Source organism: Streptomyces phaeoluteigriseus, assembly GCF_001896135.2.
Classification (GTDB): domain Bacteria; phylum Actinomycetota; class Actinomycetes; order Streptomycetales; family Streptomycetaceae; genus Streptomyces; species Streptomyces phaeoluteigriseus.
On the sequence record NZ_MPOH02000023.1, the window covers coordinates 84,674 to 90,673 of the forward strand.

Genomic DNA, 6,000 nt, shown 5'->3' on the forward strand with positions numbered 1-6,000 from the left:
TCCGCGACCACCCGCACGTCGGGTCATCTTGAGCATGCCGGGCTTCGGCCCCGTCCTTGGCGCCGAGTTCCTCACCACACTGGCGGCGACATGCGCGTGTTCGGCACCTCCGACCATCTCGCCGGTGTTGCCGGCCTGGCGCCCATCCCGAAGGACTCGGCACAGATGAGCAGCAATATGCGCCGACCTCGTCGCTACTTGCATCGCCTGGTCTTCTCTATGTCCGCTCAAGTCACCGCCCGATATTGCCCCGTCTCCAAGGTTGTAGAGAACTGGATCAAGCATGTTCGGGACGCCACATAGTTGTCACCACGTGGCCAGATGCCATGGTTATGGCGTCGCGGACTGTAAAGCCCAGGCTTGCGTACCGCTTGTTATTAGCCGGGTTGCTGGACTCCAGGTAGGCCGGGGCACCCAAGGCGTCGATGCGCGTCAGGTTTTCCTTTAGCAGTCCCATACCGAATCCACGTCCGCGGTGGTCGCTGTGTGTTCCAAGCAGGCTCAGATAGAAGTGCGGTTCACTCGGATGCACCTCTTCCAACTTATCAAATATGTTCATTATGCCGTCGGCGACCGCCCGGTTGCTGATATTTACCAGGAATTCTTCAAATTTGCTCTCCTCTTCGAGGGATAACTCGCGTCCACCTGGCGGTATCCAGAGAGCAGCAGCCTCGACGTTGTCTGTCACCAGCATCCAGGGATACCGCAGAGACGAATTTACGGCCAATCTCCACAACGATGACGCTTGCTCCGCGCGACAGTGAACGTTTGGAAACGCTGGGCCCCAAAGCGGGTCATTGATGAAAGCCGTGGTCATGGTGTCGACTATTGCCTCAACGTCCGCGGGCGTTGAAGCACGGACGTAGGGATGACCGGAGGCTGTCTTATTATTGTCTATGTTCATCGCGCCTTCCAGGTGTCTACATATATTTCAAGGGCTTATGGTGCTGAGTCGGGAGTCGCCGCCAAAGAAGAACGATGGGCTACAGCCGACAAGTCGAGCACGCTTGACGAGAGTATTACCAAACACTGGAAGTCGATCACGGATGTGACGATCGGAAATCAATGACGGCAAGTCCAGGCGTGACGGCATCGTGACGACGTTGCATCATTTGATGCGAACGCTCCGAGAGACTGAACAGGTCACCTTGGGCTGCATGCAGGGCGAAACAGCCTGCCTCCTGGTGGATTGCCCGAGACAATGGGCGGCCCTCTATAGTCGCTGGACTGGCAATACCATTGAGCCCTTGTGGACTCGTCTTGATACATGGCCAATCCGATGCCGGTGGACTGATTTCATCTGGCGGTGCGTCGGCGCAGGGGACGACGACCGTCTGGACGGCTTGAGTCATAGAACACGACCCTGGTCGGGAAGCTCGAGGTGTTGCAGGGAACGCCGAGGGGCATCGAGCCGGATCAGGGGCTGTTGGACGGGGCGACGCTGCGTCCGTGGGTGGCACCGGAAGGGCAGTCAACGATGTGAACAGCGTCGTTATGTGGCGGATGTGCCGGCGGGACCTGCTGCCGCAACGTGAGATCCCTGCGCCGATACGTGGCCGCCTGCAGCACCCGGCCCTCGTCCCTGGGCACAGCCTTCAGTAGCCGCTCGAACTGCCGCATCAGTCGCCCCGAGCGTCCGCGCCGCAAAGGCTTGCGCGAAATGGCTTTCAGAGACGGAAGACCGCCACCTCATAGGAAGTAGCGGTCAGCCTCGTGTCATTTCTGCTCGGCAGGATCGGTTTGAATACGGGCTCTAGCGGGTCAACTCAACGTGGATCAGCGAGAGCTACCCAGTCGTTCCAGCCTCCGCCGGCGAGCTGGGTGCGACTTAGTACCTTCACGGAGTACCCACCGACTTCACGGCGCCACCGATTGCTCGCCACAAGTTGGATTAAGCCGTTACTCTGCATCGTGGCCGCGATGTGGCTGAGTGGCTCGACACCCGTGAACTTGGCCCACGAAGACCACTCCGTAGTTGTAGGACTGATGTGCCAAGCATGGTAGGCATCCCCGGCCCGATCCGTACCGAAGACCTCCAGGCGCCCGTCGGCGTTACGGGCAGCGGAGATGGAGTCCAACTGAATGCCGGGGATCTCCGCCCAGGCTGACCAGCTGCCCCCCTGCTGCCACCTGTGCCAGACAGTGCCGGCAGCGTTAATGCCGAACAGAACGATCCGGCCATCGGCCAGGTTAGTACAGGCCACCTGACACAGTTCGCCATCCAAACTGGCCCAGGGGGACCAGTCCGTGCTCGAGGCCGACACCTGCGACCGGTGCCAGATCTGGCCCTTGGTGTTCGTCCCGAAAATCTGGATGCGGCCGTCGGTGTCCGTTCCGCTGCCGTCACCGTTGCGTGCGGCTGCGATCGAGGACAGCTGGCCATCAAGCGGGCTCCAGGCACTCCAGACATTGGCGTCGTTTTGCCTGCGCGTGTAGATCTCGCCGAGGTGGTTGATGCCGAACAGGTGTACCCGCTCAGCGGGAGATGTCGTGGCAGCGACTGAGACGAGAGATCCGTCGAACTTTGCCCAGGGAGTCATGCCACTGGAGCTCTTCCTAGCGCGCAATACCTCGTTTGCAGTATTCGTTGCAAAGAAGTCGATGTTGCCTTCCTTGTTACGGGCTGCAGCAACAGGCGAGCCGTACTGGGTGAGGGGGAACGGTGTCGGCATAAGGAGCTCGGCGTTCCGGTCAGCTGCAAATCCGGTGCGGGTCAGGTCTGCATGGATATCGTTGCCTGCAAGTTCTCTACCCAGTGCAGCGAGACGTGCTGGAGAGCCGGTGTCCATTTCGTGGTCCAGGGGTGCATCAGCGTCGATCATCGTGGTGTAGATCGATAGCACTCCTGCGGCCTCTGCCACTTCGACGACCCGATTCTGGATCGGCCAGTCGATGTGAGACGCCGTAGTCACCTCATAGAATCCACCTGGGCCCATGAGATGGTCCAGGCCTCTACCCCAGGCATTGATCTTATTTCTGTGGGTGTGCCCGTTCACGAGCATGATCACGTTGGGGTAAGAGAGCAGCAGGTTCTTGAGATCAGTGCCGTTGTCAATGCTGTCCAGCGTGTGGTGACAGTAGATCACGAACATCTTGTCGACAACGTTGCGCTGAACAACTTTACGGAAGGGGTTGGACAGGTCCCACTGGATAGTCATGTAAGTGGTGCTGTGTGCACGCAGTCGTTGGTGCAGCCACGTCATCTGGGCGCTCGAGACTGAGCCGTCGGCGCCATAGCCCTCCGGCTTAGTGGTGTCGAGAGCTAGGAAACGAAACAGATCGTCTTCACCGGTCGGTATTTCGTAATATGCATTGCTGCTGTCACGCGAGAACCCGTGTCCGGCAGGTAACCCGTGCGTGTTAAAATGTTGTTGGATGAATTCCTGCCTAGAAATCGGCTTCCGCATCCAATCGGGGCTCACCCCCACCCTGGTGAACGCAGGCCAGAGGTCGAGGAAGGAAGTGAAGTCGGCATCATAGAGGTTGTCCGGCGGCCTGCCTCCACCGAAATCAGCAGGCTTCATATCTCCGGTCGCAATTTCCTTGAGGTTGCGACCGTCAAACCATTCAACCTCATTGCCCCACCAGGCCTGCTGGCCGATGTTTCCCTGAATGCTGGCGTCGTGGTTACCGTATGCGGCATACCACGGCATTCCTAGGCCCGTTGCTTGGAAGGTGCGCCGAGCGTTGGTAACGAGTCGTGGAAGGTCAGGGAAGCCGCGGTCGAAGTACCGGTCTAAGCCGTTGTGTTCTTCCTCGAATTTCTTACTACTCGGGTGGTAATAGCGCTTATCCATCCCGATGTTTCCTCCGGAGACGCTCTCATCGAGAACACCTCCGGAGTTGGGCGTAACTTGCTGCCCATCGAGCAAGTCGATATACCAGCGGGTCTCGTTTAGCTGACAGTTGTCGATCATGTCACCGGTCACCAGAGTGAAGGACATGGGGAGACCAGTGGCGGGTGCGCTCAGGGAAATATTCTTGAGCGCACGGCAGAGAGCATCTGTCATATGGGTCGAAAGCATTTCCTGCGGCCGATAAGATCCACCGGTCGGATAGGAAGCAAAGTGTGGCGGCCCTGCGTCGGCGTAAGGGTCGAGGAACTCGACACGCATCGGTGACTGATCATCGATGATGTGAAGGTCACTCATCTGTCCGAAAGCAATTAGCGGTCGCTTTCCGGAAGTAGTGGAGCGCCTGCTAGAAAATACGGCGCGCACTATGTGCGGTTCGGCTGGCGCTGCCACTACTTTCTTGTAGCCTGCCGCATCCGGGCTGCCCATCTTGACTGTGGCGGCCAGCGTGGTACCCGTTGCAAAAGTGCTCGGCAAAGAAGATGCTGCCTGTGCCTTCTGCCCCATGGCGCCACGTACGATACCCAGTGGATCCATTGAAAGTACTAAACCCACTCCGCCCGTTGCGATAAGGCGACGTCGTGATATCGGCATTCAGCTCTCCATTGGTCGCGCGTGTAGTGCTTTACCCGCGGTTGTCAAAATACCCAACGAGCCGGGTGTTGGCAGGAGATGAAACTACTCAGCCGTAGCCCGGCAGCGAAATGATCATGAAGAGGGCGCGCCAGGGCTCTTCAGTGATCGGTTTTGACTTAAAGAATGATCACGAGTCACATCGGTAGAGGCGACGACGGATGGAGCGAAGGTCAAACGGGCGAGTGGACTGCCAGACAGAGGTCGACTGACGCCATCCCGCCCATACTTGATCTTGAACTGGGCGGCGTGGCTAAGGGGGCGGTTGACATCCTCGTTCACTGTTGCGCCGTTGCTGATTTGCAAAGGTGTGGGCACGCCGTGGGGTGTGGGGCCGGGGTTCTTTCGTCCGCCGACCGTCTGGGCCTGGGCAGGGTCTCGGTTCTTGGCCCAGGCAGGCCGGCAGCTATCGCATGGTTGCTCCTCGGAACCGAACAAAGCGCCGCTCTTTGACCGTCCCCAAGGAGGCTGCCGCCAGAAGACCTGTGCTGGAGGGTGCTCGAGGTCGTCGAGCTACGTAACCTGTCGGAGTCCGGTTCGACGGCCGGGGAGCTTCGTCCGTTGCTCTGCCAGTCTCCTCGCCCGTGCACTACTCGATCAGTGAGCCTTTTCAGCGTTGCCGCTCCAGGGTGAGGATGGCTTTGGCGATTGACGACATTCGATTCGGGCTGCACCGGGACCTGCGGAAGATCCGCCACGACTTGAGCCGTGAGACGCCGCGTTCGACCGGTGCCCGGGCTGCGGACAGCGCCCGGTTGACGGTTTGCTGTGTTGGCGTGAGGTCGCGGCCCGGCGGGCGTCTGAGGGGCGTCGTCACCCACGGGCCGGCTCCCATGTAGGCGCGGTCGGCGAGGATGGGGACGCCTTGCCGTTCGCAGATCCGGATGATCCGGTGGGTGCGGGCCGCGGTCAGGTCGTGGGCACGGCCGGGCAGGGCGGGCGAGAGCCACAGCAGCCGTCCGCCCGGGTCGGTCACCACCTGCACGTTCACTCCGTGCCGGCGGTGCTTGTGGGAATAGTCGGCCCGCCCGTCGCCGACCCGGTCGCACTCCGCCAGGGTGCCGTCGAGCAGGACGTAGTCGGCGTCGGCTTCGCGCAGGGCCCGCAGCAGGCCGGGCGCACGGTCGGCGAGCAGGTCGACGACCGCCGTGGTGTAGGCGTGGGCGGTGCCCACCGAGATGCCGAAGCCGACGGCGATCTGCGCGAGGGTGTCATGCCGGCGCAGGTACACCAGGCCGACGAGCGCACGCTGGTGCGGCGGGAGTTTGCAACGGCGGTCACCCTCGCGGGTGACGATGAGCATGGTGACCCACTCGACCAGGGCGTGGGGCAGGTCGAGTGCGGCAGGATGGGGAACCAACGCGGCTCCTGTGCCTGTGGGTTGAGACGTCGAACACCTCCCCCAACGGCACGGGAGCCTCGTGCGTTGCGCACACCTGAAGCTTCCCCTTGATGTTGGACACCTGGAGACTGGGACGTGAGGTTCCAGAGGAAGTAGTGCCAGGTGGGAAGC

At 60.6% G+C, this 6,000-nt stretch carries 4 protein-coding genes; 1 reads left to right on the top strand and 3 read right to left on the bottom strand.

All coding sequences use genetic code 11. The features are described from left to right. Positions 1–90: 90 nt before the first annotated feature. The gene (locus BM536_RS45125; RefSeq protein WP_073495449.1) at positions 91–303 is read left to right on the top strand and encodes a transposase; all 213 of its coding nucleotides are present in this window, start codon (positions 91–93) and stop codon (positions 301–303) included. On the opposite strand, the gene BM536_RS36975 is transcribed toward BM536_RS45125, so the two are convergent. From BM536_RS36975 to BM536_RS36985, 3 genes are all read right to left on the bottom strand, one after another. Then, the gene (locus tag BM536_RS36975; RefSeq protein WP_073495452.1) at positions 278–904 is read right to left on the bottom strand and encodes a GNAT family N-acetyltransferase; all 627 of its coding nucleotides are present in this window, start codon (positions 902–904) and stop codon (positions 278–280) included. The genes BM536_RS45125 and BM536_RS36975 overlap by 26 nt on opposite strands. 862 nt (positions 905–1,766) lie before the next feature. Then, the gene (locus BM536_RS36980; protein WP_158086580.1) at positions 1,767–4,361 is read right to left on the bottom strand and encodes a TIGR03767 family metallophosphoesterase; all 2,595 of its coding nucleotides are present in this window, start codon (positions 4,359–4,361) and stop codon (positions 1,767–1,769) included. Between the two features lie 736 nt (positions 4,362–5,097). Beyond that, positions 5,098–5,847, bottom strand: coding sequence for an IS5/IS1182 family transposase (locus tag BM536_RS36985; RefSeq protein WP_073495458.1), 750 nt, complete (start codon positions 5,845–5,847; stop codon positions 5,098–5,100). Positions 5,848–6,000: the final 153 nt, after the last annotated feature.